General features: G+C 44.4%; 22 protein-coding genes, 1 tRNA gene and 1 pseudogene. 11 read left to right on the top strand and 13 right to left on the bottom strand.

The window, feature by feature from the left end; all coding sequences use genetic code 11:
- Positions 1 to 83 precede the first annotated feature (83 nt).
- From RAH45_RS13220 to RAH45_RS13205, 4 genes are all read left to right on the top strand, one after another.
- Entirely contained in the window at positions 84 to 620 is a 537-nt protein-coding gene (locus RAH45_RS13220) for a porin family protein (protein WP_068405010.1), read from the top strand.
- A 168-nt stretch (positions 621 to 788) separates the two neighbouring features.
- Positions 789 to 1,277 carry an NfeD family protein gene (locus RAH45_RS13215; protein WP_227514939.1) on the top strand — a complete coding sequence of 163 codons (489 nt, stop codon included), beginning with the start codon at positions 789 to 791 and terminating at the stop codon, positions 1,275 to 1,277.
- Between the two features lie 21 nt (positions 1,278 to 1,298).
- Positions 1,299 to 2,159 carry an SPFH domain-containing protein gene (locus RAH45_RS13210; RefSeq protein WP_068405008.1) on the top strand — a complete coding sequence of 287 codons (861 nt, stop codon included), beginning with the start codon at positions 1,299 to 1,301 and terminating at the stop codon, positions 2,157 to 2,159.
- A gap of 156 nt (positions 2,160 to 2,315) precedes the next feature.
- On the top strand, positions 2,316 to 3,692 hold the full coding sequence (locus RAH45_RS13205; protein ID WP_068404322.1) for an esterase-like activity of phytase family protein: 1,377 nt from the start codon (positions 2,316 to 2,318) through the stop codon (positions 3,690 to 3,692).
- 97 nt (positions 3,693 to 3,789) lie between these two features.
- Here the strand turns inward: RAH45_RS13205 and hemN are convergent, their stop codons facing one another.
- The 4 genes from hemN to RAH45_RS13185 form a co-directional block, all read right to left on the bottom strand.
- Complete coding sequence (gene hemN, locus RAH45_RS13200) at positions 3,790 to 5,334, bottom strand: oxygen-independent coproporphyrinogen III oxidase (RefSeq protein WP_193030422.1); 1,545 nt, start codon at positions 5,332 to 5,334, stop codon at positions 3,790 to 3,792.
- Positions 5,335 to 5,523: 189 nt separating this feature from the next.
- Complete coding sequence (locus RAH45_RS13195) at positions 5,524 to 5,865, bottom strand: penicillin acylase family protein (RefSeq protein WP_228706558.1); 342 nt, start codon at positions 5,863 to 5,865, stop codon at positions 5,524 to 5,526.
- 167 nt (positions 5,866 to 6,032) lie between these two features.
- Positions 6,033 to 7,601 carry a penicillin acylase family protein gene (locus RAH45_RS13190; RefSeq protein WP_306495348.1) on the bottom strand — a complete coding sequence of 523 codons (1,569 nt, stop codon included), beginning with the start codon at positions 7,599 to 7,601 and terminating at the stop codon, positions 6,033 to 6,035.
- Complete coding sequence (locus tag RAH45_RS13185) at positions 7,529 to 8,116, bottom strand: penicillin acylase family protein (protein ID WP_226928783.1); 588 nt, start codon at positions 8,114 to 8,116, stop codon at positions 7,529 to 7,531. Before RAH45_RS13185 ends, RAH45_RS13190 begins: the two co-directional genes overlap by 73 nt.
- Before the next feature lie 378 nt (positions 8,117 to 8,494).
- Here RAH45_RS13185 and RAH45_RS13180 point away from each other — a divergent pair.
- Positions 8,495 to 10,057, top strand: a pseudogene (locus RAH45_RS13180) (YifB family Mg chelatase-like AAA ATPase).
- 8 nt (positions 10,058 to 10,065) lie between these two features.
- Here RAH45_RS13180 and ilvD read toward each other — a convergent pair.
- Positions 10,066 to 11,748: a dihydroxy-acid dehydratase gene (gene ilvD / locus RAH45_RS13175; protein WP_068404344.1), complete on the bottom strand. Its 1,683-nt coding sequence runs from the start codon at positions 11,746 to 11,748 to the stop codon at positions 10,066 to 10,068.
- A gap of 211 nt (positions 11,749 to 11,959) precedes the next feature.
- Between ilvD and RAH45_RS13170 the strand changes: the two genes are divergently transcribed.
- Both RAH45_RS13170 and RAH45_RS13165 read left to right on the top strand, forming a co-directional pair.
- Entirely contained in the window at positions 11,960 to 12,112 is a 153-nt protein-coding gene (locus RAH45_RS13170) for a hypothetical protein (RefSeq protein WP_306495347.1), read from the top strand.
- Positions 12,109 to 13,050 (top strand): NnrS family protein, encoded by a 942-nt coding sequence (locus RAH45_RS13165; protein WP_306495346.1) that lies wholly within the window; start codon positions 12,109 to 12,111, stop codon positions 13,048 to 13,050. The genes RAH45_RS13170 and RAH45_RS13165 overlap by 4 nt, the downstream gene beginning before the upstream one ends.
- A 104-nt stretch (positions 13,051 to 13,154) precedes the next feature.
- Here RAH45_RS13165 and RAH45_RS13160 read toward each other — a convergent pair whose 3' ends face one another.
- The 4 genes from RAH45_RS13160 to RAH45_RS13145 form a co-directional block, all read right to left on the bottom strand.
- Positions 13,155 to 13,874, bottom strand: a complete 720-nt coding sequence (locus tag RAH45_RS13160; RefSeq protein WP_068404348.1) for a phosphoglycolate phosphatase — start codon at positions 13,872 to 13,874, stop codon at positions 13,155 to 13,157.
- Positions 13,875 to 13,966: 92 nt separating this feature from the next.
- Complete coding sequence (locus RAH45_RS13155; protein ID WP_068404350.1) at positions 13,967 to 14,467, bottom strand: DUF4385 domain-containing protein; 501 nt, start codon at positions 14,465 to 14,467, stop codon at positions 13,967 to 13,969.
- 195 nt (positions 14,468 to 14,662) lie between these two features.
- Positions 14,663 to 14,738 (bottom strand) — tRNA-Phe (locus RAH45_RS13150).
- 122 nt (positions 14,739 to 14,860) lie between these two features.
- Positions 14,861 to 15,283: a hypothetical protein gene (locus tag RAH45_RS13145; protein ID WP_102076993.1), complete on the bottom strand. Its 423-nt coding sequence runs from the start codon at positions 15,281 to 15,283 to the stop codon at positions 14,861 to 14,863.
- 360 nt (positions 15,284 to 15,643) lie between these two features.
- Here RAH45_RS13145 and hisB point away from each other — a divergent pair, with 360 nt between their 5' ends.
- From hisB to RAH45_RS13125, 4 genes are all read left to right on the top strand, one after another.
- Entirely contained in the window at positions 15,644 to 16,291 is a 648-nt protein-coding gene (gene hisB, locus RAH45_RS13140) for an imidazoleglycerol-phosphate dehydratase HisB (RefSeq protein WP_193030531.1), read from the top strand.
- Entirely contained in the window at positions 16,292 to 16,936 is a 645-nt protein-coding gene (hisH, locus tag RAH45_RS13135; protein WP_193030533.1) for an imidazole glycerol phosphate synthase subunit HisH, read from the top strand. It begins immediately after the preceding gene.
- A gap of 137 nt (positions 16,937 to 17,073) precedes the next feature.
- Positions 17,074 to 17,466: a hypothetical protein gene (locus tag RAH45_RS13130; RefSeq protein WP_193030535.1), complete on the top strand. Its 393-nt coding sequence runs from the start codon at positions 17,074 to 17,076 to the stop codon at positions 17,464 to 17,466.
- A 220-nt stretch (positions 17,467 to 17,686) separates the two neighbouring features.
- Complete coding sequence (locus tag RAH45_RS13125; protein ID WP_198328124.1) at positions 17,687 to 18,649, top strand: DJ-1/PfpI family protein; 963 nt, start codon at positions 17,687 to 17,689, stop codon at positions 18,647 to 18,649.
- A 91-nt stretch (positions 18,650 to 18,740) separates the two neighbouring features.
- Here RAH45_RS13125 and RAH45_RS13120 read toward each other — a convergent pair whose 3' ends face one another.
- From RAH45_RS13120 to RAH45_RS13105, 4 genes are all read right to left on the bottom strand, one after another.
- Positions 18,741 to 20,072 (bottom strand): valine--pyruvate transaminase, encoded by a 1,332-nt coding sequence (locus RAH45_RS13120; protein WP_198328125.1) that lies wholly within the window; start codon positions 20,070 to 20,072, stop codon positions 18,741 to 18,743.
- 131 nt (positions 20,073 to 20,203) lie between these two features.
- Positions 20,204 to 22,825, bottom strand: coding sequence for an ABC transporter permease (locus RAH45_RS13115; protein WP_306495345.1), 2,622 nt, complete (start codon positions 22,823 to 22,825; stop codon positions 20,204 to 20,206).
- On the bottom strand, positions 22,803 to 23,501 hold the full coding sequence (locus tag RAH45_RS13110; protein ID WP_306495344.1) for an ABC transporter ATP-binding protein: 699 nt from the start codon (positions 23,499 to 23,501) through the stop codon (positions 22,803 to 22,805). Before RAH45_RS13110 ends, RAH45_RS13115 begins: the two co-directional genes overlap by 23 nt.
- The gene (locus RAH45_RS13105; protein ID WP_306495343.1) at positions 23,498 to 24,319 is read right to left on the bottom strand and encodes an arylesterase; all 822 of its coding nucleotides are present in this window, start codon (positions 24,317 to 24,319) and stop codon (positions 23,498 to 23,500) included. Before RAH45_RS13105 ends, RAH45_RS13110 begins: the two co-directional genes overlap by 4 nt.
- Between the last annotated feature and the right edge of the window lie 34 nt (positions 24,320 to 24,353).

The following is a 24,353-nucleotide window of genomic DNA, read 5'->3' as shown; positions in this document are numbered from 1 at the left end:
TCGTTAGCAAACAAGGCGATATGGCTAAAAAGCCCACATAAATAAATAACTTGTTTGTCCAAATTGATTTTAAGGAGCTACACATGAAAACTCTACAAAAAACTTTACTAGCCCTAGCTGCAGGTTCTTTACTAAGCGTAGGTGCACAAGCAGCCGTAGCATACGGCAATGGTTATACTGGCCAGCCATACGTTGGTGTAAAAGTCGGTCAGTTTGACCTAGACGTAGATGGTGCTGATGATCCAACTGCTTATGGCGTATACGGTGGCTATAACTTTGATCCTAACTTCGGTATTGAAGCTGAATATGTAGGTTCAGATGATGCTGATTATCGTGGCGGCGATATCGATGCCAAAACTTACGGCGCTTACGGTACTTACCGTTATGCATTCCCAAATACTGGGCTATACGCTAAAGGTAAATTAGGGGTTGCCAGAACTGAAGTAGAAGCCTCTGGTACAACTTTAGGTTTATATAACGGTACAGATAAAGATACAAGCCTAGCAGGCGGTGTTGGTCTTGGTTACTCAGTCAATCCTGACTTCAGCGTTGAAGCAGAATATGACAAACTAGGTAGCGATGCGGATCTTATGACTATCGGCGCTCATCTTAAATTCTAATTAACTGAACATTAAGTTCTATATTAATGAAAGAGTTAGATGATAAGCAAAATAAAAAACGATCACTTAGGTGGTCGTTTTTTTATGCCTATAACTTTTAAGGCGCTGTTTGATAACAAAATGTGCTACATTGAAAGCTAGAATGATAAAGATAGGGAATGAGCAATTATGGAGATGCTTTGGATGCTTGAACCGTGGCACTGGCTGGTATTAGGCTTTGTATTGCTAATCATTGAGATGTTTGTACCGACGTTTGCCAGCCTGTGGTTTGGCGGAGCGGCTATCATCGTGGCTGCTCTTGCGTGGTTGCTACCCATTTCTGTATCGATGCAAATCATTATTTGGTTGGTGCTCTCGGCTATCTTTTTATTGGCTTGGTTTAAATTTATCAAACCATTATCTGTCGATCGCACCAAAGCGGGGTTGGGCGGTAGTGTCATCATCGGTGAAACTGGGATGATTATCGTCGCGCCGCAGTTAGAGCGCGCAGGCGTTGTACGCTTTAGTGTACCTATCGTCGGGGCTGCTGAGTGGATGTGCCGTACGAGCGGTGAGCAAGTCGCCGTCGGCGATCGCGTGATAGTGACGGATATCGTAGGTAATGAGCTGATTGTCAGTAGTATGCAAGCGCAAGCAGTTATTAATAAAAATAGTTAGGCATAATAATAGAGGTGCAACATGGAAAGTTTTAGTATTGTCATGATCGTTTTGATTGCATTGGTCGTGTTTACGGTGTTCAAAGGCGTGCGCATTGTTCCTCAAGGGTATAAATGGGTGGTGCAGAGACTCGGTAAATATAGCCAAACCCTAGAGCCGGGATTAAATTTAATCATTCCTTATGTCGACGATGTGGCTTATAAAGTGACGACCAAAGATATCGTCCTTGATATTCCCTCACAAGAAGTCATTACCCGAGATAACGTGGTCATTATCGCCAATGCCGTTGCTTATATTAATATCGTGCGCCCCGATAAAGCGGTTTATGGTATCGAAGACTATGAATACGGTATTCGAAATCTAGTGCAGACGTCTTTGCGTTCAATCATTGGTGAGATGGATTTAGATAGCGCCTTGTCAAGCCGTGATGAAATCAAAACCAAGCTCAAGTATGCCATCTCAGAGGATATTGCCGATTGGGGTATTACCTTAAAGACGGTAGAAATCCAAGATATCAATCCCTCGCAAACCATGCAAGCCTCGATGGAAGAGCAGGCGGCGGCAGAGCGTTTACGCCGTGCTACCGTCACCCGTGCTGACGGGCAAAAGCAAGCGGCTATCTTAGAGGCAGATGGTCGCCTAGAAGCGTCACGCCGAGATGCGGAAGCGCAAGTGGTATTGGCGAAAGGCTCAGAAGAATCTATTCGTCTGATTACTGCTGCAATGGGCGACGAAGAAATGCCGATTGTCTATTTACTTGGCGAGCAATATATCAAATCGATTCGTCAGTTAGCCGAATCTGATAACGCAAAAATGGTGGTATTACCGGCTGACATTCTAAGTACCATAAAAGGTATGGTAGGTGATAAGCTTAAGGTTTAACTAAGTATGCTTTAGGCGTATTTAAATTTGTTAGAAAAATAGTCAGTGAGCGTTTTACGTGCTGACTATTTTTTTAACTTTTAATTGATAGCTAATCAACTTTTTAGCGTGCATTACTCTATTTTTAATAACAATAATAATTCAAGGAAAATAATAATGGCTAACGAAGATATCAATAATAAAATGACGGCTATAAATGAATTTGTGCAAGGTAGCCCGTTGCCTTATAGCGAGCTTGATGCGTCGCATATCAATGCCGCTTATCCTGAGCAGAAATTAGAGATTCGAGGCGGCGGCTACGGCTCAGATGCAGCGGCGCATCCAACCAATGCCAAGCAATTTTATGCCCTGACCGACCGTGGTCCTAATGCCGACTTTGACGGAATTGCCGGTAAAGGTAAGCAGTTTCTTGTGCCAAATTATACGCCGTCTATTGGGTTGTTTGAATTGCAAGCTGACAGCAAAATTATCAAAGTAAAAGAAATAATTCTAAAAGATAGCAATGGCAATCCTATCTCAGGACTACCAAACCCCAAGGCTTTTGGCGGCACCAATGAAGTACCTTATGATGTCAATGGTCAACCGATGACAGTCAACCCGCAATTGCCTTTTGATGCGGTAAGTAATCCGATCAAAACTGATATCAATGGTTTAGACCCTGAAGGACTCGCAGCGCTGCAAGATGGCAGCTTTTGGGTCAGCGATGAGTACGGTCCGCACCTTGTGCATTACGATGCCAATGGCGTAGAGATTGCGCGTATCAATGCGTTTGCCAATGATGAGCGTAATAATGTGATGGTTGATGCTAAGCCAATCTTGTTACCGACGGAATTTAGCAAACGTCGTGCCAATCGTGGCATGGAGGCGTTAACCATTACGCCTGACCAAACGACGCTGGTCGGTATCATGGAGTCCTCTATGGACAATCCCGATAAGTCAGGGCGACTGTCTTCTTTAGTACGTATGGTAACGATTAACTTAGTTTCAGGACAAATAGCGCAGTATTTATATCGATTGGATAATGCAGCGCATGTGACCTCTGGCATTGTGGCGCTTAATGACCATGAGTTTTATCTCATTGAGCATGATCGCAAATTCCCGCTCCAAGATAAGTCAGCACAAAAACTCATTTATAAAATTAATATCGCGCAAGCAACAGATATTGCAACCATTGCAAATGATAAAAGTGTTAAACAGAATGATAGACTGGGTTTGACAGTGAATGGGCAAACGCTTGAGCAGCTGATTGCAGAAGACGAAGAAAACTGGCAGACCCTTGAAAACTTAAACATCACGCCTGTTAAAAAAACCTTGGTCGTCGATGTGCTGGCGAGCTTAGATTACCCACATGATAAGCTTGAGGGCTTATGGTTAAGACAAGATGGTTCATTGGGTCTACTCAATGATGATGATTTTGCGATGACAGATACCGATATAATCAATCCAAAAAGTAGCGTCGAGCAAAAGTATCTCGATAAAGAAAAAACCATTGAAGATGCCAATCGCTTATATATTGTTATGCCGACTGAATAGAGTAGATTGGTTTTTTTATCAATACTTATCGTATTACAGCCAATAAAAAGACCTCGCATTAGCGAAGTCTTTTTTATTAATAACGTATAAAAAAGTTTTAAATTACTTTAGAGAAGCGGTTTTTATGTTTTTTCTCAAGATACTCATCGAACACCATAGCGACATTACGCCCTAATAGACGACCTTTTGGCAGGACGCGAATACCAGCGGCATCCATGTCAATCAAGCGGTCCTCTTGCATCGCGCCCAATTGCTGAATTTCATCGATAAAGTAAGTAATAGCATCGATACCGAATTTCTGATTAACGTCTCTAAAATCGATATAGTCGTGACAGAGCAAATTCATAATCACGTATTCACGCAGACGATCTTTAATCGAGGTTTTAATCACATTGACCGCTGGCATGATCGCTGGATTATCACGCGCGGCATCGATATTTTCTTTATATATCTGCAAATCCGTATGGTTTTGCAAAATATAGCTGCTATTGGCATTAGAGATTTGGCTGATTGACGACACGCCAAAACCTAATAAATCGCAATCGCCCATGATGGTATAACCCTGAAAATTACGATGTAACTTGCCTTCGCGCTGGGCGATAGCAAGCTCATCGTCAGGTTTGGCAAAATGGTCGATACCGATATATTGATAACCGGCCTCGCTCAAGGTATTGATGGTATTACCAAGCATGGTAAGCTTGGCAGCTGGCGTCGGTAAATCTTCCTCTTTAATTTGGCGTTGCGATTTAAAGCGCTCAGGTAAATGAGCGTAATTAAACACCGATAAACGATCGGGTGACATCTCGATAACACGGCGTACGGTCTTGTCTAGAGTCGTTGGCGTTTGATGCGGTAAGCCGTAAATCAAATCGACGTTGGTAGAATGAAAGCCCAATCTACGCGCTTCAGCAAGCACATTCTCAATCAGTTCAGCAGAGTTGATGCGGTTGACGGCAATTTGTACTTTTTCATCTAAGTCTTGTACGCCTAGACTGACGCGGTTAAAACCAAGGTTACGCAGTACCGTTAGTGTCTCGTCGCCAAGCTCACGCGGATCGATTTCAATAGAGTAATCGCCTTGGTCTTCTGGCAAAAATTCAAACTGGGTCTGCAAAAATTCCCAAAGTTTTATCAACTCATTATCTTGTAGAAAGGTTGGCGTACCGCCACCGAAATGCAGCTGCTTAACCAGTGGATTTTTACGATCGGCTGGCGTTTTTAATAGGCTACGTTTGTGCTTGATTTCCGCCATTAAATATTCTAAATAATCTCCAGCGTCGCTGTTCTTTTTGGTGATAATTTTATTACAAGCACAGTAGTAGCAAAGGTGACGACAAAACGGAATATGGAAATACAGCGATAAGGGCGCATCGGCTTCGCGCTCTTGCAGAATCTTAGTCTCCAGCCCCTCAGGCATCGGTGAAAATTCTAATGCGGTCGGGTAGGAGGTATAACGCGGCCCAGAACGATTGTATTTATTGATAATCTCTTCATCGAATGCTGGTAGCTGTTTGCTGGTAATGCTGCCACGGGTACTGGCATAGGGATTGGGCATCTCAACCACAGGGCGTGCAGTCGTAGGCTGCTCGTCGGCATGAGCGAAAGATTTTTGGTCGCTATTGATATCGGCTGGTTCTGACATGCGAGATTCCTCGGTTTAACTGTATAAATCGCCACTTAAGTAATAAGTAGTATAACAAATCAATAGTCATAGTGGCATGGACGGTAAGTTTTCGTATATACCCATAAAGTTGTATTGCTATCTACAATAAAAAAAGACTTCAGGATTACCCTAAAGTCTTTTTTATTATAATCAATAATTTAGCTAGAACTATTCTCTCAATTTAATCACTTCACCAACCGCTTGTTTGGATATTTCGCTCTTACTAAATGGCAGACGAATCCACTCTTTATCTGAATAACGGCGCGTCTGATCACGATGATAAGGGCGCGTCGTATCTCCTGCTTGTGAGTAGGCAAGCAGCGCCTCTACAACAGGACCTTTACTATCAAAGGTCACTGACTGCATATAGGTTGGGCCATTGGTCACTGGACCATAAGTGCCATCGCTGTTTTGACTTGAGCTTGCGACATTGAAGACGCCTTCACCACCAAAACCACCATGCATAGGAATCTTTTCATTGTTCTTGCCTGCATCAATAACGAACTGCAAGCTTCCTAATGGCGCATCAAGCGCAATAGTTCTATCATTAAAATATTTGGTGGTGTGTCAAAAAGTATGCTGATTAAAACTTGAACAGTTTTTGAAGCCTTGAAAGCCCTATAGAATCAGAGAACTTAGCATAGATTTTTTATTGGCTTCTATCGCCAGCATACTTTTTAGAACACCACCAAATATTTGATTGAGTCGCCAAGCGCAGTACGTGTCTTATCATTGATGATTAAGTCACGAGGGGTGTTAATGGGATCTGCCTTATTAAATGGAACACCAAAACCTGCATAATCACTCACACCAAGATTGGTCCAAAACTTTCTAAAGACATGAGCGCCTTTACTATCGAGATTATCGCGGCGATCCCAATTGCTTAGTACGTTACAAGCTTGGGTTGCGTCAATGCTGCCACCGTCTTTTAAAGGCAATAGAGGGTTAGCGGTACAATCTGCTAAGACATCATCGAGCACTAATTCGGCTGCATAACTGCGGTTGCCATAGACGACTTGTTGTAGCTTATCTAAATCAAAATTATGGCCACCAAGTCCATCTTTATTGCTCAGTCTATCTAATACTTGGGTAAATGCCATTCTGGTACGTAAAGATAGCGGTGCCGCGTCTTCAGAAAGCGGTAACAAATCACGTCTTAATAATGGGGAGAATCCAGTTAATGGTTGTTCTGCATTACTGAGCCAATAACTATCGTTTGAATTTAGGACATAATCATCACGAATTAAAAACGGTAATTTTGAGCCGCCAAAGATACCCGCTTGAGGAGAATCGGCGTCCGTATCCCACTCACAGGCAGCCGTACTACCATTAAGTGCAGGTAAGTCTGCGGCAATCAAAAGAGGAAGAGCAGCTCCAGCGTCAGCACTACAAGCTACTAACTTTTCTCTAGTGACATTAGGTACCGTTGAGATATCGGCGTAAAGCGCTTTACCGTTACGGTCAGTAGCAATGGTATTGACAAACCCTAGGCCTAGAATTTTTTGCATTCTATCGACGAGATCTCCAACGCTAGTGGCCATATTCATACTGCGCCACTGATTGAGGGCTCTTGGGTTCTCAGAGGCAGCATCACGGATAGTATAAACAACGTTATTAGCATCACCCCATGCTGGTAAGCGAGGATCAAGCAGTTTTGCATTGAGTATTGGCCCATAATGTGAAACATAGATGTTCCGAGTTATTGTTTGATTGTTTGGCATCTTAACAATGACTGGAACCGTTTCAATATCACGTTGTTCAACCTTACCGTCGCTGTTGACATAATTGTATTTAAAAGGACTACCGTTGACTAGACTAAGCTGATAAAGGGTAAAGCGCTTAGCAGTCGATACCGTATGGCTCCAAGCCACGTCTTTATTAAAGCCGATGTTGATAAAAGGTTGACCTTGCTGAGCGGAACCCATCACATCAATCTTACCTGGTATTGTTGTATGAAATTCATAAAAACGCTGAACGCCTTCCCATGGTTCATGTGGATTTCCATACATTACGCCACTATCAGTACCTGTTACCTTACTACCAAAGGCATAAGCATTACTACCGCCATCTAATACGTTGATAGTTGTCATATCGAATTTTTCATCCGACTCTGCTATAGGTTCAGGGCTACTCATTCTAGAGCTTCCCATGACGATACCTGACGCTGGAGGAGCTACTTGTGCGATTTGTTTGACGAAGTTAGAGAGTCCACCGCGTAAATTGGCTTTGCCATATAGAGCCAACATATCGTCAATATTGATTTCGCGAACCCATTCAGCGCCTGCACAGGCAGGGTCTTCAATATTTTGACCCCTTTGTCACGCAAATAGCGATTGTAGCCAGCGGCATAGCCTTTGACCGCATCAATCACTTCAGGGTCTTGAGCCCCTAGAAAACCCGATCGTCGTTCAGGAGAGTTATACCAAGTGTAGAAAACATCGCTATTCTCATTACCCTCAGCACCCAGATAGCGCATACTCTCACCCTTAGCGATTACGATTTCACGTGCTAAGGAGCAGATATTGTCTTCGGCAAAAGCATACCCGACGCCATAACCCAGACCTTTATAATTTTTAGCAGTGATGTGCGGGATACCAAACTCAGTGCGCTGGATATCCGCCGCATAAGTACTATCACCAGTGCCGTCGTCTATATTGCCGTTAAAATTGTCGTTATCCGAACAGCCAAACAGTCCCAGAGAGACTGCCATCGTCAATAGCGTGAGTGTGCGTACACGCCGATTAAGCACATTAATGCTCATAAGCTTACCCATCCATGGTTAATTACGATTTTATAAAGCGCTAACGAAAATCACCGCCAAGCTTTATATGTCAATAAAATCCTTTTATTGCCATGCTTTTATCTGTCTTATTTTCTATTTTTTTGAATGAAATAATAAATAAGAAAAATTAAAAACATTTATCAATCATATAACACTTTTAAATATCTATGCTAGCGAATAAATCGCAGAATTTAGGCGCTGATATTTTGCTTAGTAGTAGTCAGAAATGAGTTTTATCTATTAAAAAATAGGCTAGAAATAATAAGGTTTAAACGGATTGATAAAAATAGAACACGACATTTGCGCGCTGATTGATAATGCTCTATTATCGATTAATCTTTATAGTAGGAAACGCTGATGTCGTTCGCCCAAGTCTATACGCGTTCAGTCGTCGGACTGCACGCGCCGCAGGTCATTATCGAGGTGCATTTATCACAAGGCTTGCCAGCGCTGACCATTGTCGGCTTGCCTGCCGCTGCTGTGCGCGAAAGTAAAGACAGGGTGCGCTCGGCGATTTTGAATTCGGGCTTTCAATTCCCTAATCGGCGTTTGACGATTAATCTAGCACCGGCAGACTTGCCAAAAGATGGTGCAAGATTGGATTTGCCAATAGCCATCGGTATTTTGGCCGCCAGTGGACAGCTTGAGCCAGAAACGTTATCAGGGTTTGAGTTTATCGGCTAGCTTGCACTCAATGGCGAGTTGCGGCAAGTGAGTGGTAGCTTGGCGGTTGCTCGAGCGATGAAAGCAGAGTCGTTAGTGGTAAATTCTACCAAACCTTCTACAAAATCTGATGAACAAGAATCGCGCCAGTTACGGCAATTAATAGTACCGATTGATAATGGCGCGGAAGCCAGCCGTGTCGAGGGGGTGACGATATTAGCGGCGCAAAACTTAAAGGCAGTCTGTAATCATTTGCAGTCGCTCACAGATTCTAGCCTTATAGATGAGCGCTTAGAAGTCGTGCAAGCAACCGCTGCGCAGAGTAAAGTTGCTTATAAAGTTGATTTGGCGGATGTTAAAGGTCAGCATCATGCTAGGCGGGCGTTAGAAATCGCCGCCGCTGGTGGCCATTCGATACTGTTTACCGGACCGCCGGGTTCTGGCAAGACGTTGATGGCATCACGGCTACCCACTATCTTGCCAGACTTGAGTGATGAAGACGCATTAGAAGTTGCCAGCACCTATTCAGTGGCAGATAGCGACTATGATTATGGTACGCGGCCATTCAGGCAAGTTCATCACACCATATCTGCAGTGGCGTTGGTTGGTGGTGGTTCTCGTCCCAAACCTGGCGAGATCACCCTTGCTAACAAGGGAATTTTATTTTTAGATGAATTACCAGAGTTCGATCGTACGGTGTTAGAAGTATTGCGTCAGCCGTTAGAGGCCAAGCAAATAACCATTAGCCGTGCCAACTCGCAGCTTACTTTCCCCGCAAACTTTCAACTGGTAGCAGCGATGAATCCTTGCCCGTGTGGCTATGATGGTGACGGCTCAGGGCGATGCCGCTGCCGACCTGAGCAGATTAAACGCTATCAGGATAAGCTATCAGGGCCATTACTTGATCGGATTGATTTGCATATTACTGTGCCAGCGCTACCGATTGCTGATTTACAAAATGCGCAGGCTGGCGAAACCTCTGAGCAAGTCCGCACACGAGTCGCTGCCGCGCATGAGCGGCAGTTAAAACGGCAGAAAAAGGTAAATAATGAGCTTAGCCCCAATGAGATAGATAAATATATTCATTTGGGCGAGGCCGAGCAACAGTTATTACAGCTTGCACAGCAGCGTCTAAATCTATCGGCGCGCGGCTACCATCGGGTATTACGCGTTGCGCGCACCATTGCTGATTTGGCAGATAGCGAATGCATCACCAGCGCCCATGTCTCTGAGGCGCTAAGCTATCGTAGCAAGTGATTTAGCGCTTAAAACCTATCGGTAATGGCACCTTCTGAGGCACTGCCAACGGTTTTGGCGTATTTAGCCAGTACGCCGCGCTTTATATTTGGCTCTGGAGCGATCCACCTGCTTAAACGCTTCTCAATGTCTACTTCGCTGATATTTAAATTGATTTCATTATTATCGGCATCAATGGTGATGGTGTCGCCGTTTTCAATAATGGCAATCGGGCCGCCAACCATGGCTTCAGGGGTGATGTGGCCAACGACAAAACCATGACTACCACCAGAGAAGCGGCCATCGGTAATTAAGGCAACATCATTGCCCAAACCGCGCCCCATAATAGCAGAGGTCGGCGACAGCATTTCACGCATTCCGGGGCCACCTTTTGGGCCTTCGTAACGAATAACAACCACGTCACCCGCCACCACGGTGCCATCTAAAATGGCGCTCATGGCATTTTCTTCTGAGTCAAACACCCGTGCTGTGCCCGTAAATTGAGTGCCTTCTTGACCACTGATTTTTGCTACCGCACCGGTTGGTGCAACGTTGCCGCGTAATATACGCAAATGGCTGTCAGCTTTAATGGGATTGTCGAACGGACGGATAATGTCTTGGCCTTCCGGGTAATCTTTTACGTTAGCTAGATTTTGAGCGATGGTGTTGCCATTAACGGTTAAGCAATCACCGTGTAGTAACCCTTTTGCCAATAAGCGCTTCATTAATGGGGCGATGCCACCAATCTCGATGAGCTCTGACATGAGGTAACGGCCTGATGGGCGTAAGTCGGCCAACACAGGAACGCGCTTTCCTATTTCGGTAAAGTCATCAATATTTAGCTCGACACCAATGGCATCGGCCATAGCCAGTAAGTGCAGAACCGCGTTGGTTGAGCCGCCCAATACAATCACCATGGTAATGGCATTTTCAAAGGCCTTGCGCGTCATAATATCGCTAGGCTTGATATCATTATCAAGGAGCCATTGGATCGCTTCACCGGCTTTTCGGCAGTCTTCACGTTTTTCCGGAGAGATAGCTTCTTGCGCCGAGCTACCGGGTAAGCTCATGCCAAGCGCTTCAATCGCTGATGCCATGGTGTTGGCGGTATACATGCCACCACAAGAGCCAGGGCCTGGGATAGCCGTTCTTTCAACTTCTAAGACTTCCTCTGCTGTCATATCGCCACGGGCATTGGCACCGACGGCTTCGAAGACAGAAACGATGTCGGTGTGGTTTTTACCCGGCTGAATGGTACCGCCATAAATAAACAGCGAAGGACGGTTTAAGCGCGCCATGGCCATAATACAACCCGGCATATTTTTATCGCAGCCACCGATAGCAATGATCGCATCGTGACCTTGGCAGCCCGACACGGTTTCAATAGAGTCGGCAATCACTTCACGCGATACTAAGGAGTACTTCATACCTTGGTAACCGTTAGCAATACCGTCAGAGATGGTAATAGTATTAAAGATAATCGGTTTGGCATAGGCCAAATAAACGCCTTTGGCCACTTCATCCGCTAAGCCGTTAATATGAATATTACAGGGCGTCACTTGGCTCCAAGTCGAGGCAATACCAACTTGTGGGCGCTTAAAATCCTCATCGGTAAAACCGACAGCACGCAGCATAGAACGAGCAGGAGCTTTTTGGATGCCATCGACCAAAATAGCGGAGTATTTTCTGTTGCTGTCATCTTTTTTAATCATTCTCTGTCTCCAATAGCGTACGGTTTATTGGCTTATTTAAGCTTAAGTACCGCTTAATCATACGCTAAAGCGGTTATAAAAACCTAGTACTCCAACACTTACACTGGATTATTCGCCCATAACTCTCGACACTTTACTATACTTAACCCCAAGCATACCTTTAATGCTCGCTTAGACGTCCCTGACGTTTTATAAAAGGATTCTTCCATTAATGAAAGCCAAACCGCCTTTTGCTCATACTTATTGGTTTCCGCTTGTTGCGTTGTATTCCGCTTTAACGCTACCTTTATCAGTGGGTGGTCAGCTCGGCTGGTTTACTGTCCCTGCAGGCTTGCAGTACGCTTGGGTCACGGTCATGAAATGATTTTCGGTTTTGCTTTACTGGTGATTGCAGGCTACCTTGCTGGCCCGCAACCAAAAGCTTATATCTTTACTGTGATTGGGTTATGGCTAGTGGCTAGGTTGAGTTTTTGGTTTGCGCCTATTTTTCTGCGAACGGCTAAGAAATGGCGAAACAAATCCGCGGGGTTTGTGCTAGTAGGCTTAGGTATTGCTGCGGTTGGTTTTCATTTGGCTATGCAAAGCAATCAACCCGATGACTGGCGTCTGAGGTTGTTATTAGAAACGGTATTATTGTTAAGTATCTTAATGTTTTATATGGGGGGCCGAATAATAGCGTCAGCGTTGGCAGGGCATTTTCAGAGTCAAAACCGGTTCTTAAAAGACCGTGTGCAGCCCAGGTTTGAAGGCAGTGTTTTAATTCTGCTGTTTTCAGTATTGGTGTTAAATCTACTGCCTTTTGCTTGGGTAAAATTCACTATAGCAGCTCTTTTACTGCTCAGTGCGCTGCTTTGTGTGGTTCGAGTGCTGCGCTGGCGACCGTGGTGGAGCTATGGGCGTGCTGATCTATTGGCTATGCTTTTGGGATATAGCTGGATTATCGTGGGCTGGGTAGGTATCGCCTTAAGCTTGATAACGGCCAATTTTCCGATTACCAAGGCTTTGCACGCGATTACTATAGGGGCACTTGGAACGCTCACCTTCACAGTGATGTCGCGAACTCGATCACACCGAGTATTGCGTGACACGAACGCCAAGCCTTTTGTCTTTGTCTTAGCGTTATTGATAACCGCTGCCGCATTATTGAGGCTTAATCCCACTTGGTTAGGATATTCTCAAAGTATTTTTTTAGCGGTCTGCTGTTGGAGCTTTGCTTTTATAGGACTGTTTTTCTGGTTAATATGGTTAAACAAGGTGGAGAAAAAAGTGAAACGGCAACGACAATTAATGCAGGATAAGTAGGCGCTTAGATAAAGTGTTAATTATCATATTAGTCTATTTATCACTGTCGATGACGAGAATTACAGCGTCACTTTAACTACAATATCAAATCCCTATCAAAAACGTTATACGCCCAACAGTTCTAATAAGCCAGAAAACTCATCAAACGCAAAGTTTGGCTTACTATCACGAATATCGACACCATAGTTATAACCATATGAGAGCCCAATGGTATCCACGCCCGCATTTTTCCCCGCTAAAATATCATTAATCGAATCACCAATCATAAAAGCGTCAATAGGCGCAAACCCAAGCGACTCGCAAACATATAATAACGGCGCAGGATCTGGCTTTTTAGTCGGTAAGCTATCGCCGCCAATCACTTCGCTAAACAGCGGCGTCCAGCCCATATGATCTAGTATTTTAGGGACAAAACGAATCGGCTTATTGGTCACCAGTGCCAAGGTATAGCCTGCGTTTTTAAGCTGATGCAAACCTGCGCTCACATCAGGATAAGCTGTGGTTTTTTGACAATCAAGGGCGCCATAAGCGGCAAAAAAAATACGAAGCGCTTCCTCTACCGCCTCGTTGTCTAGGCTGTCATCAACAATCACCTGACCTAATAGCGCCCGCTCAACCAATACACGCGCGCCATTACCAATCCAGCCTTTAATGGTATCAAGTGGGAAGGGAGATCGACCTAGTTGCTCAAGCATCAGATTGGTGGCATCCGCCAAATCAGGTACGCTGTCAATCAGCGTGCCATCAAAATCAAAAATGAGAAGTGGTTTTTGTTGTGAAGTAAGTTGCGCTGTAATGGGCGCTGGGGCAGAGTTGTTGGACATCATAAAAGCTCTTATTATTAAGTTCAGATAAAGCGTAGCACAATAAAGCGCCTGAGGTCATTGTGATTCATGGTTGTCATTTTTATAACCGATTATTTGACGTCTTTATAGCGTGCGCGATGTTCTGCTTTCATTTTGAGATACACGTCATTTTCGCGGCATTTATCCCAAGTTTGCTTAAAAATACGCGCTGATTCTGCTTTGATGGGGTCTTTAACCTGCCGTGGTAATTCTTCACGGCCATGAGCGCCGCTTTGGCCTTTTTTATCGTCAGGGACGGGTCCTTTGTATTTCTTGCCACCTTTGTAGTTGGCGTAGCGGCGGGCGCGGGTATAGCCCATTTGAATAAATTTGCGCGCCATATCGGCACCAACAAAGTCATCGGCAGCCAGATAATCTAAAAACATCTGATAAATGGTCTCGCTACTTTCTTTTGCTATATCAGGTGTCGCAAAGCGCCAATGCGGCAATATCTCCGACTTATAAGGTTCGACCAATAACACCCCCTGCTCACCGCGACCGACGCGATAAAGCTCGGGCTGTGCGCGCAAATCTAGGTTTTTATAATCCAAATCATAATCAAACTCTCTCATGGTTTTACCCTTTTACTTTGCATCAATCGTTTTAGTATAGAGAGAGTTTACCCTTTAAAAACAGCCTAAAAGTGTTATGAATTAGTGCGACTATCAGTTGTAGTGGATAGCTATCCTTGTAATTTCCATTAAATTTTAAGCATAAAAAAAGCCCCAAACAGTAATGTCTGGGGCTTTTTGGAATGCTTAAACGAATGGTGGCTCGAGGCAGGTTCGAACTGCCGACACACGGATTTTCAATCCGTTGCTCTACCGACTGAGCTATCGAGCCGTCTTCGTTGAGGCGCTATTAAACTAAATATAGGCGTTACTGTCAAGTGGTTTTTGCATAATAAGTGAGAAAAGCCTATAAATAATCGAATATAAGCCAAAATTAAGCTTTTAACCTCGTATTTAATCCTTAACGCGCAGGAGCTCATACTCGCTCATAATACGATGAATATCAGCGTCAACAGGGACAAACTGGCGTACGCCTTTTTTCACTTCAGCATCATAAACCAGTTTGATAAACTTCGCATCGATAGCGCGACCACGATTTTGGCTGTGTACCGTAAGATATTGAAGACGTTTGGCATCGGTTTGCCCGTCATCAAAGCAAGCAACCGCGGCGATAGGCTTATCATTAAACATGCCGACATACAAAGTTTGACCACGCTTAAAGCCTTGCTCAACGAGGTTTAATACCTCTGCACCACTTGGCTGATTGTCATCGCTGTCATATAGGGCATGCAGCCGCTCTGATAACTCGTTCTCACGCGCAGGGTTTTTAATTAGGGGCGCATCTAAGCTATTGATGGCGATCGCTTCTAAAGGCATAATCGGTTCCTATAATTGTTTACCGCGTCGTAGCATCGAATGTAGGGTTAGAAAGTCAGCGCGGGTGATGATTGATAATACTGAACGCACTATTTTAGCAGAATAGGGCGATTTTGTGCGTGGATTACTGCTTGGTCGTGGCAGTAAATGCTAGGGTTTGCTATGATGAAGATAGACAAGGGTTTATACACCAAAAACCTAATATTTATACCTTTTTAAATAATTTTTTTAAGCAAATATTGAACCTATTTTTAGCTTAATCTTCTATATTTTTATTCATTGTTTTAAATGCTAGTAAGAATGCTTTGGGCGCTTTTTCGCCCTATTTTATTGACCGCTTTTCATTTATAGAGAGTAGCCATGACAGCCAATTCTACCGAACAAAATCAAAATTCTGCTCAAAATCTTTTCGGTCATGCCGCACGTACGGCGACCGTTACGCGTAATACTGCTGAAACGCAAGTCACTTGTACGGTAAACCTTGATGGTACCGGTCAAGGCACTGTCGATACTGGCGTGCCGTTTCTAGACCATATGATTGACCAAATTAAGCGGCATGGTCTGTTTGACTTAGATATCAAATGCACTGGTGACACCTTTATCGATGATCACCACAGTGTTGAAGATACCGGCATTACCCTTGGTCAAGCGTTTGCAAAAGCGCTCGGCGATAAAAAAGGCATTCGTCGTTACGGGCACTTTTACGCACCGTTAGATGAGTCGCTTACGCGCGCGGTGGTTGATTTGTCAGGCCGTCCAGGACTTCATATGGACATTCCTTTTACCCGCTCGCACGTTGGTAACTTCGATGTCGATTTGTTTAGTGAATTCTTCTACGGCTTCGTCAATCATTCATGGATGACGGTGCATTTAGACAACCTCAAAGGTAAAAACAGCCATCACCAAATCGAGTCTACCTTTAAGGCGTTTGCCCGTGCGCTGCGTATGGCTTGCGAATATGATGAGCGTGCGCTGAATACCTTGCCATCGACCAAAGAGGCTTTTTAGATGAGTCGAACCACAAAAATTGCATTATTAGATTATGGCATGGGTAATTTGCACTCGGCCAGCAAGGCATTGTCAGCGGTAGGCGCGGAAGTCTCTATTACCAATGACCCAAAAGTAGTCGCGGCGGCTGATAAGATTTTCTTCCCCGGTGTCGGTGCGATGCGCGATTGTATCGCTGGCATGCAGGATGCAGGTATTGACGAGGTCATACGTCAGGCGATATTTAATAAGCCTGTTATGGCCATCTGTGTGGGTATGCAGGCGTTGTTTGAGCAGTCCGCTGAGAATGGTGGTACAAAATGTTTGGGCATCTTAGATGGCAATGTAGAAGCGTTTGGCCCTACTTGGAAAGATGAGCAAGGGGTTACCATTAAGGTGCCGCACATGGGCTGGAATACCATCAGCGGCATGGATTTTGACCATCCATTGTGGAATGGTATCGAGGACAACGCGCACTTTTACTTTGTACATAGCTATTACTGCGCGCCTAGCGACGATGCACAAGTGGCGGCCGTTTGTGATTATGGTCAGCCGTTTTGTGCCAGTATTTTGCAAGACAATTTATTTGCCACCCAGTTCCATCCAGAAAAAAGCCACACCGCGGGCTTACAGCTGTTAAAGAACTTTGTCGATTGGGATATTTAATAACTATACTTTAAATATTTCTTCAATAATAAGGTAGATTAGCAAATGCTTAATCTACCTTTTTTATTCTCAATGTATAATTGGCTGTTTTTCATTTATACTCAGTTACTTTTACCTCTTTTACGCGGAATAAAATCGTGGATTTTTATCTCTTTAAAAACGGTGTCGTTGATGCTACTGGCTTAGACAAAGACGCCTTACATATCTATGTGGGCATTGGCGTCTACCTATTAAGTTTACTTTTGCTGCGTCCAATTTTTAAAAAATACAGCGTTAGAGCCTTTGTCGCTTTGATTTTGGTGACCGCCATCGCTCTATTGGGTGAATATTTGGACAATCGCCAGACGCTTACCGAACTTGGTGTGGTAGGGTTAAAAGCAGCAGAAATAAAAGCCAGTATCCATGATATCGTGAATACCTGTCTGCTTTCTTACATAATCTACGGCCTTACCGTATGGACAAAGACATTTCAGTCAATCAATACCGTCAAACCTATGATTAAACGGCAGAAAAAAACGGACTATCGCTAAGTCCGTTTTTTATTCCTTTGACGAGGAGCTTCTTCAAGGCTTTTTAAAACGCCAAATCTAAGCAACTCACCATTTACAAAGCTTACGAAAGTCAAAAAACTCTGGTCTATTTAATGCGTTATGAGTTTGCTACCTTACAATCAGAAAGGTAGCGACAGGCAATTATTCTATCTTTTCTAACTATCAATCCAATATAAGCAATAATAAAATAGGAAAAGTTATGAATATCTCAGACCTTAATATCAGTGACATAGTAGACAAAGCCAAAGACACCTTAGGTTTAGAGCCGCAAGAAGCCGAAGATGGCGCTTATACCCCTTCTAAAGCTTCGCTTAGATTGGCAGCGCCTAACAAAACCAACTACGATCATAGCGAGTACGAAGCGCCATATACGGGCAACAAAAAAATCCTGATGGTCTGTACCGAGCAGCAGTACATGACCATGGCAAATGATAAGAAGTTTAAGACAGGCAATCATCCGGTTGAGATGATGGTGCCGTTGCTGCATTTTAAAAAAGCAGGGTTTACGGTAGATGTTTTTACCCCAACCGGGGAGTCTGTCAAAGTCGAGCAGTGGGCAATGCCAGAGGACGATGACGACGTCAAAAAAATCTACGCGGAATATGAGTCTAAGCTTAAAAGTCCAAAAAGTATCGCCGATTTTGTCAAAAATGATATGGTAAATAGCGAGGATTACGCAGCAATCTTTATCCCCGGTGGTCATGGGGCAATGCTGGGCTTGCCTGAAGATTATAACCTTGGCGAGTTGCTACGTTGGGGTTATGACAAGGATTTATTTACCTTAGCGATTTGTCATGGACCGGCGGCTTTATTGGCGGCCAATTTAGCAAGTCCTGATAGCTCTGATAAATCTAATGGCGCTGACAATACTCATAGCGCCGATAAAGACGATAACGCCAAACGCGACTTTATTTTTAAAGGTTATAAAATGGTAGCGTTCCCGACAGCTATGGACAAGCAAATGCCAAAAATTGGTTATTTACCCGGTACGATGCCTTGGTACTTTGGCGAAAAGCTAGAACAGTTGGGCGTTACGATTACCAATAAACTGGCGACAGGACATACCCATCAAGACAGAAAGCTGATCTCAGGCGATGGCCCCTTGGCGGCCAATGACTTTGGTAAAATGAGTGCTGAAGCTTTGTTAAAAGCGCTGCGCTAAACCGTTTAGATTCAGTCATAGCACAAAAAAAACGGACTATTTATAAGTCCGTTTTTTGTTTTTATGATTCAATATCTTTATGATATAAGATTTAGTCTTTCTGACTGTTAGCCTTATCATAAAGCTCACGTACCACTTCACCAATCACTCGAATACCATCAATCAGCGTTTGCTCATCAGCAGCGATACTCATACGAATACATTCATGGGCATGTTTATAATTACTCACATCAACACCAGGGAAGAAATACTCACTTGGTACGATAATCGTGCCTTTGTCTTTGAGAATCTCATACAGCTCAGTGGTGCTAATCGGCAAGTCTTTAAACCATAACCACAAAAATATCGCGCCCTCAGGCTTATGAATCATTAACGGATAATCACCCAGCGCTTCTTTTAATAGCTTGACCGCTAATGTCGCTTGCTGTTGATAAAAGGGTTTAATCTCATTATCCGCCAACTGCTTGATACGGTCATCGTTCACCAGTGGCGTCGCAATTGCCGCACCAAAACGTGTCGGCGCTAGATTGACCACCGCATTCATAGCGCTGACCGCTTCGATGACTTTCGTATCGGCAACGATAATGCCGGTACGCATACCGGGCAGACCAATTTTAGACAGGCTAAAGCACAAAATCGTATTATTATCCCAGTTCAAATGCGCGTTAGAGTAGATGATATTCGGGAAGGGCATACCGTAGGCGTTATCGATAATCAGCGGTATCTCATAACGTTTGGCAAGCTCGGATAAATGCGCCATTTCCTCATCGGTCAACACATTGCCCGTTGGATTGGTCGGACGCGAACAACAAATCGCACCAATATGACCTTCCTTCAATGCTGACAAGCTTTCTAACGCGTCAAAATCTACCCGATATTTAAAGAAACCTTCCTCGCCATCATGCGTCACTTCATCGATATGCGGTAATACGGCGGCGAAATGCTGACCTTCGACATGCACATCGCTATAGCCAATATACTCAGGGGTTAATGGTAGCAAAATAGATTTATCTACCAATTTGCTCTGTTCGTCAACGAACGCACCACCAAATAAATTAAACAAGTAGAAAAAAGCATTCTGTGAGCCATTGGTCAAAGCGATGTTTTCTGCGCTCAAACTCCAATCATAATGACGATTAAAGAAGCTAACTAAGGCATCGATAAAGGCAGCATCCCCTTGTGGATTGGAGTAATTTGCCATACTAATAATCGCGCTACTATTCGCCTCACCGGTATCGTTGTCAACGCCAAGCGCTTTATAAGTCTCTAAAAATAGCTCATTGACGGCATCAATCTTGGCAGGGTTACCACCGCCCAGCATATTGATAGGCTGATCGCTTTTTAGCGCATCGCCCAAATCATCCATCAATTGTGAGATACCAGTTGGCTGGGTAAATTTTTGACCAAACTTTGAGAATTTCATAAGGCTACCGTACTTTTTTAAATGGTTTATGAGAGCTATATCTGAATGCTGGGACGCGCATTAGTATAGCAAATAGTCAGTTTTAAACGAGCTGGAATATTAAGAATGACTGACATTCACAATATCGACTGTTAAATCATCGCCCGTACCCGCGCCATAATCCCGCGTCCAATCACCAATCGCACATAAATAATGGCAATGGCAAATAGCAAACCAACTAACGCTACACCGCCAATACCCAAACTTGCCCACGGCACACTAAAGCGCAGATTAAACCATTGGGTAATAGCAGCCCATGCACCGATATTAGCGATAATAACCGCAAATAAAGCGGCACTAATGCCAAGTATGCCAAGCTCTAAGATATTGAGCATATATAGGTCACGCTTTTGCATACCGAGCAGTCTAAATGAGGCGCTGTCTTTCATGCGGTCTTGGGAGGTAGAGAGTAGCGAGCTAATCAAAACCATAATACCCGTCAATAATGCCAGTAAGGTGAAGACGTAAACCAAACGGCTCATTTGCACCACTAACTCTTGGACTTGCTGCGCGATAGCCGTGCCGTCGATAGTGGTCACAGCAGGAAACTCGCGTACCAGTTTACCTTGTAACTTTGGAATATCTTCCGCTGCGACATGAGCGGTGGCAAATTGGATTTGCGGCGCAGCAGATAGAACCGCTGGCTCAAATAAGAAGTAAAAATAGGGGCTGGGTCCTTTTTCATAGCGCGAGCGGATACTGGTAATTTGCCCGACGATTTCAATCCCTTGGATATTAAAACGCACCTGATCGCCCATGCCGACATTTAGCAAGCTGGCAGCAGTATCCAAAATTGATAATGGCGCAACGGTTTGTGCTGAGTCGTTATCTGCAGTCTCAATAGGCGCATAAAGCTTGTCGTTTTCTACAGCATCAGTAATGAGTTCGGTATCCATCACCGTATCGGCGTAGCTTAAATTAAACACACGCGCAGGGTCATCGAAGCCGTCAGTAGGTTCGATATCTTGAACAGGAACATCATTAGCCGTGACGACACGCGCACGAATGACAGGATAATAGCTCACAGGCGCAGCAATGATGTTATCAATCTCGTCGTGCTGGTCACTTTGAATATCGAGCAAAAATAAATTGGGCGCATCTTCAGGATAGGCATTAATAAACTGGGCATTGATACTATGATTAAGTGTAGTGATCAAAGTTAAGACCGCCACTGACAGTGATAAAGTGACAAAGAACAATGCCGACTGATTGCCTTTACGCGCAAGATTATGGATAGCAATACGCTGCATCCAGCTAATCTTAGAATGCTTGGCAAACTTAGTCAGCAGCCATAACCAACCGCGTGCCAATAGCCAAAATATCGCGACAAAAGCAGTTAAGCCTATTAACAGCTGCGCCCCTAGTAACAGAGAATTGACTTCATAAGCAAAAAACACATAGAGACCAACTAGCATCAATCCATACCAAAGTAACGGCAGACGCCGATACCAAGGCAGATTTTGTGAGTTTGTGCTTGCACCTTGATTGAGTAAGGTCGCAGGCTTGGTGGTACTTAATGTACTTAGACCACGCTGAGCAATCAGCAACGTCAGCACTAGCGCGATAATAATGGTTTTAATGGCGCTAATTGGGTTAATAGCTAAACCAACATCCGCTGGCAAGATAGCAATGAGATACGGCTGACCGACTTTAAGTAAGCCAAAACTCACGATAACCGCGGCAATACAAGCAATGATAGTAGTAACAATCAATAGCTGATAGTAGCTGCGCTTTAAGGATTTAAGCGGCTCACCTAATGCCAAGCGAATGGCATTACTAGACTGCTGCTTGGTCACAAAAGCCGTGATGACGCCGTACATCGCCACTGCTGATAATAATAGTACAGCAATGACGAGCAGCTTTAAAAACATCAAAACGTTGTCAGAGATACGCGAGACAGAAGTATCTGCTGACTCGGCATCAGAGAGCTCAATATCAGGATAATTATTGAGTATTTGCGTCAGCTTATCTCGCTGTTCTGCCATTAACTCTCGCTCACCTGCCAGCTCAATACGGTAATTAATACGGCTACGCTGCCCTAATAAATTAGTTGCTGCGAGCGCATCCTCATGCATCAAAACGCGCCCACCAAAACCAAAGGCCGTCAACGGGCGGTCAGGCTCTTTGGTTAGCACATCACTAATCATAAACTCAGCATCACCAATGGTGATTTGGTCACCGACAGTGGCGTTTAAGCTGTTCAATACTTCGGGTGCGACGACGACATTCGCAGCGCTTAATTGTGTCCAAAGAGGCTGCCCTGAGGCAAGCTCAGCGTCTCCATATAATGGATAAGCCGGCGAAACCGCTTTGACGCTGGCAAGTAAAGTTTGTTCATCGGTCACTACCATGGCGCTAAACTGATAGTCATATACAATTTGCGTATCAGCGACCGTCTCTACTTGTGCTAATACCTCGCTTGGCCAATCTTGCTTACTGTTTAAAATCAAATCGCCGCCAACGAGCGCGCGCTGATTATCATTGATATAGGTATCAACAGACTGTTGGATAGAATCTAAAGTCAGGTAAGTGGCAAGCGAAAGGACTAGCGTGATTAAGAATAAGACGGGATAGATCCAGCGCTGCCACCAGCTACGACTTAAGGCTTGCGCGCCCAAGTTTTTTGAAATTAACAGACGGTTAAATAGTTGGCTTATGATGCCACGCGAATCATTCGACTCATTATCCATGTTATCCATTGATTTTTGATCCATCTATCATACCGTCATGCATGGTAATGACACGATCTGCCATCTCCGCTAGTGCGGCATCGTGGGTGACCACGACCAATGCAGAGCCAACTTGCTGGCGTAAATCTAATAACAGCTGCATCACTTGACTGGCATTTTGCTCATCTAAGTTACCGGTTGGTTCATCGGCAAAGACAATTTTTGGCTGCGACACCAACGCGCGGGCAACCGCCGTTCGCTGCTGCTCACCGCCTGATAATTGGTTAGGCAAGCTATCACGCCGATGCCCTAAATCAACCGCTGCAATCAATTCGTTGACGCGTGCTTTATTCGGACGGCGGGCAATATCAAGCGGAAAGGCAATATTCTCGCTGACAGTTAACGTTGGCAGTAGATGAAACGACTGAAAAACAAATCCCATCTCGCGTTGACGAATGACCGCCAGCGTATCTTCATCAAGGCTGCTTAAGGTTTGTCCCGCTAACTCAACCGAGCCACTATCAGGATAATCTAACGCTGCCAGTAGTCCGAGCAAAGTCGATTTTCCCGAGCCGGATTTACCCATGATGACCACAAACTCGCCCGCATCGACATGGATATCGACGTCTTTAATAATGGATAATGATTGCTCTCCGACTTGGACGGTTTTATTCAGCTTGGAGGCGGTAAGTAGCGCTTTGTTATTGGCTGTAGCGGTCATTGGCTAGTCTCAGTAGGCGTGCTAGGTTTCGTTGCCGTATCGGTATAGGCTGCTTCTAGCTTTTCGATTTCAGGTTGCAGAATTGGCAAAATATTGTCGTTAACGATAATAGTATAGCCTTTCTTGGTTGGATGAATGGCATCGGCTTGGTTTAATTCTGCATCACCGCCCACACCGTCTAAAAAGAATGGAATCAGCGTCACATTCATATCTTTCGCCACCCTTGGGTATATCGCGGCGAACGACTCTACATAGTCAGCGCCAAGATTGTCATAAATCTGCATACCACCCAAAATGACTTCGCTACCGCCATCTTGAAGGCGTTTAATAGCGGTACGAATATTGGCTTCGACCGTTGCCACATCAATACCGCGGATGGCATCATTGGCACCGATGGTCAAAATGGTAATATCAGGTTTGGTTTGTAAAACCCAATCGAGTCGATTGACCAATCCAGTACTGGTTTCGCCGCTTAATCCTGAATTGATTACTTTGACATCCTTGTAGCCAAGCTCTTGTAAGCGAGCTTCTAGCTGCGCGGGGTAATTGGCATTATTATCAACGCCAAGCCCTTCAGTTAACGAGTCACCCAGTGCCAAGATGGTTAAAGGTGCTTGCTGCTCAGCTGAATGCTTAGATGGAGTAGATTCTGGTGTTTGAGGTTCAGCCATTGTCGTATTGACGGCCGAATTATTATTTTGAGTGTTATCAGCCGTTTTAGTGTCAGGCTGCTGTTGACAACCGCTAATAGCGATTGCGAGGCTCAAGGCGGCGACCGTGAGCAAACGCTGCGGTAGGTGAGAGGGTGCGTTTATCATGTTTCTGCTGTCCTAAATACAATAAAGTCAGTCT

It is taken from the genome of Psychrobacter sp. van23A (genome assembly GCF_030845275.1).
GTDB classification, from domain to species: Bacteria; Pseudomonadota; Gammaproteobacteria; order Pseudomonadales; family Moraxellaceae; genus Psychrobacter; species Psychrobacter faecalis.
The sequence above is the reverse complement of the archived record's forward strand: the minus strand, read 5'-3'. Positions and strand labels throughout refer to the sequence as shown.